The 2,848-nt window shown below is 60.3% G+C and carries 1 protein-coding gene; it reads right to left on the bottom strand.

Annotation, left to right across the window (positions count from 1 at the left end; all coding sequences use genetic code 11):
• Nucleotides 1-2,848, bottom strand: a 2,848-nt coding sequence (locus WM94_RS30565) for an immunoglobulin-like domain-containing protein (RefSeq protein ID WP_371264048.1), incomplete at both ends; no start/stop codon positions are given.

The raw sequence follows: 2,848 nt of genomic DNA on the forward strand, positions 1-2,848 counted from the left end.
TACACATCGTCGCTCGGCGCGTCGATGGTGATCGAGGCTTCCTTCGAACCGGCGGCGATGGTGATGGTCTCGCCGTTGCTCAGCTTGACGGTCAGCGCAGTACCCGCCGGGTTGGACAGCGTAGCGGTGTAGGTAATCTTGCCGCCTTCGGCCACGGTATCTGTCGCGGTCAGCGTGAGCGTGGTGACGTCCGGGGTCGCCGGGTTGTCGGTGACAGTGGTCACCGGCTCGCCAACGGCTACGGTCTTCTCGTAATTGCCGCCCGAGATGTCGGTGATCTTGTTGGTCAGGTCCAGATTAGTGTTGTAGGCATTGTCTGGCGCGGTGAAGGGCACCGACGCCGACGACTCACCCACCGGAATGGTAATGGTCTGACCGTTGGCCAATTTCACCACCAGGTCAGAACCGGTGACCTTGTGGTTGACCGACGCGGTGTAGGTCACCACACCACCCTCGACCACGCTTTGCGTGGCCGTCAAGGTCACGGTGGTAGTGTCGATGGTATCGGTGACTTTGGTCACGGCCGCCTTGCTGCTGACATCCAGCTTCTCGAAATTGCCACCCGTGGCATCGGCGATGGTCACGCTGAGGTCTTTGGCATCGATGTACACATCGTCGCCTGGGGCGTCGACGATGATCGAAGCTTCCTTCTGGCCTGCCGCGATGGTGATGGTTTCGCCGTTGCTCAGTTTGATGACCAAGTCAGTGCCGGCCTTGTTGGTCAAGGTGGCGGTGTAGGTGATCGTGCCACCTTCGGCCACTGTCGGTGTGGCAGAAAGCGTCAGGCAGGTAATATCCTCTGAACCTGGGCCATCAGTAACCGTTGTGCTGACTTCCGATTTGTCCAGGGTCAGCTTTTCAAACTTCCAGGCATCTGCACCGCTGACCGAGTCGATCGCATTTACTACAGGCTGAGCACCTACATAGACATCATTAGGCGCGGTAACGGTGATCGAGCCGGTGTTGCTGTTGGCCGGCACCACAACAACGGTCTTGCCGTCGCTGAGGGTGAAGTACAGCGGCGAGTGGTTGTTGATCGGCAGGCCGTCTTGGCTGGTCAGCGTGACGGTATAGGTAATTTCGCCACCCTCGGTGACGGAATCGGTAGCCGTCAGCTTGGCCACCACTTCGTTGATGGTGTCAGTCACTCCCACCGACGCGGCTCCGCCAAATTGCAGATTCTCGAAGGTGCTGCCTGCGGTATCGGTCGCCGACTTGAGGCCGACACTGATAGTGCCGGCGTCCTGGTAAACGTCGTCGCCCTGTACGGCATGGGTGTACTGCGCACTGGTTTCTCCCGCCTTGATCGTGACCTGGGCATCGTTGCTCAAGGTCACGACAAGATCGTGCGCCAGCACGGTGTTGACCTTCACGGTAAAGGTCGGGTTCTGGTTCTCGAGGACCGATACCTGGTCGGCCTCGATGCTAACCCACACAAGGTCACCACCAGAGCCTGGGGTGCCGGATTCATCAGTCACGGTGGTAGTGACCTCGGTTTTGTCCAAGGTCAGTTTCTCGAACTTCCATACATCAGCACCGCTGACCGAATCGATCGCATTGACTACCGGTGGATTGGCGCCCATGTAGACGTTGTCCGGCGCGGCAACGGTTATCGAACCGGTTGTACTGTTGGCCGGTACCTCAATAACGGTCTTGCCATCGCTGAGAGTGAAATACAGCGGCGACTGGATGTTGAGCGGCAGTCCATCCTTGCTGGTCAGCGTGACGGTGTAGGTAATTTCGCCACCTTCGGTTACGGACTCGGTAGCGGTCAGTTTGGCGACGACTTCACTGATGGTGTCCGAGATCTCAACGGTGGCCGGGCCTCCGAACGCCAGCTTCTCGAAGGTGGCACCCGAGACGGTGGCATCTGTCACGCTGAGCGTGACGGAGCCGGCATCCTGGATGACATCATCGCCTTGGGCTGCGGTCTTGTATTCCACTTCGGTCTTGCCGGCCTCAATGGTCACGGTGTCGCCGTTCGACAGAGTAACTGTCAACGGACGGTCCAGTGCCTGGCTTACCTTCACAGTAAAGGACGGCTGCTGGTCCTCTGTCACGTTGCCATTACTGACGATGCTTACGGTGACGGTATCGATACTGTCATTGATGACAGTCGATGCAGGCGTCGGGTCTGGCGTCAGCTGTTCGAAGTTGCCACCGGTCGCACCGGTAATCGTGGTGCTGACAGTCGAGCCGTTGTTGTAGACGTCGTTGGCCGGGGTTTCGAAGTCGACGCTGCCCTGGGTCTTGCCGGCTTCGACGGTGATGGTCTGGCCGTTGGACAGGGTCACGGTCACCGGGGTCTGAGCCGGGTTGCTCAGGGTCACGGTGTAGGTGATCACGCCGCCTTCGGTCACCGACGGGGTCGCCGTCAGGGTCGCGGTGGTGGTATCGACCGAGTCGTTGATCGTGGTCTGCGCCGGGGTCGGGTTCGGCGTCAGTTGCTCGAAGTTGCCGCCGGTGGCGCTTTCGATGGTCACGCTAACGGTCGAGCCGTTGTTGTAGACGTCGTTGGCCGGGGTTTCGAAGTCAACGCTGCCCTGGGTCTTGCCGGCTTCGACGGTGATGGTCTGGCCGTTGGACAGGGTCACGGTCACCGGGGTCTGAGCCGGGTTGCTCAGGGTCACGGTGTAGGTGATCACCCCGCCTTCGGTCACCGACGGAGTGGCCGTCAGGGTCGCGGTGGTGGTGTCGACCGAGTCGTTGATCGTGGTCTGGGCCGGGGTCGGGTTCGGCGTCAGCTGTTCGAAGTTGCCGCCGGTCGCACCGGTAATCGTGGTGCTGACAGTCGAGCCGTTGTTGTAGACGTCGTTCGCCGGGGTCTCGAAGTCGACGCTGCCCTGGG

It is taken from the genome of Pseudomonas sp. ABFPK (assembly GCF_001586765.1).
In the GTDB taxonomy this organism is placed as follows: Bacteria; Pseudomonadota; Gammaproteobacteria; order Pseudomonadales; family Pseudomonadaceae; genus Aquipseudomonas; species Aquipseudomonas asiatica.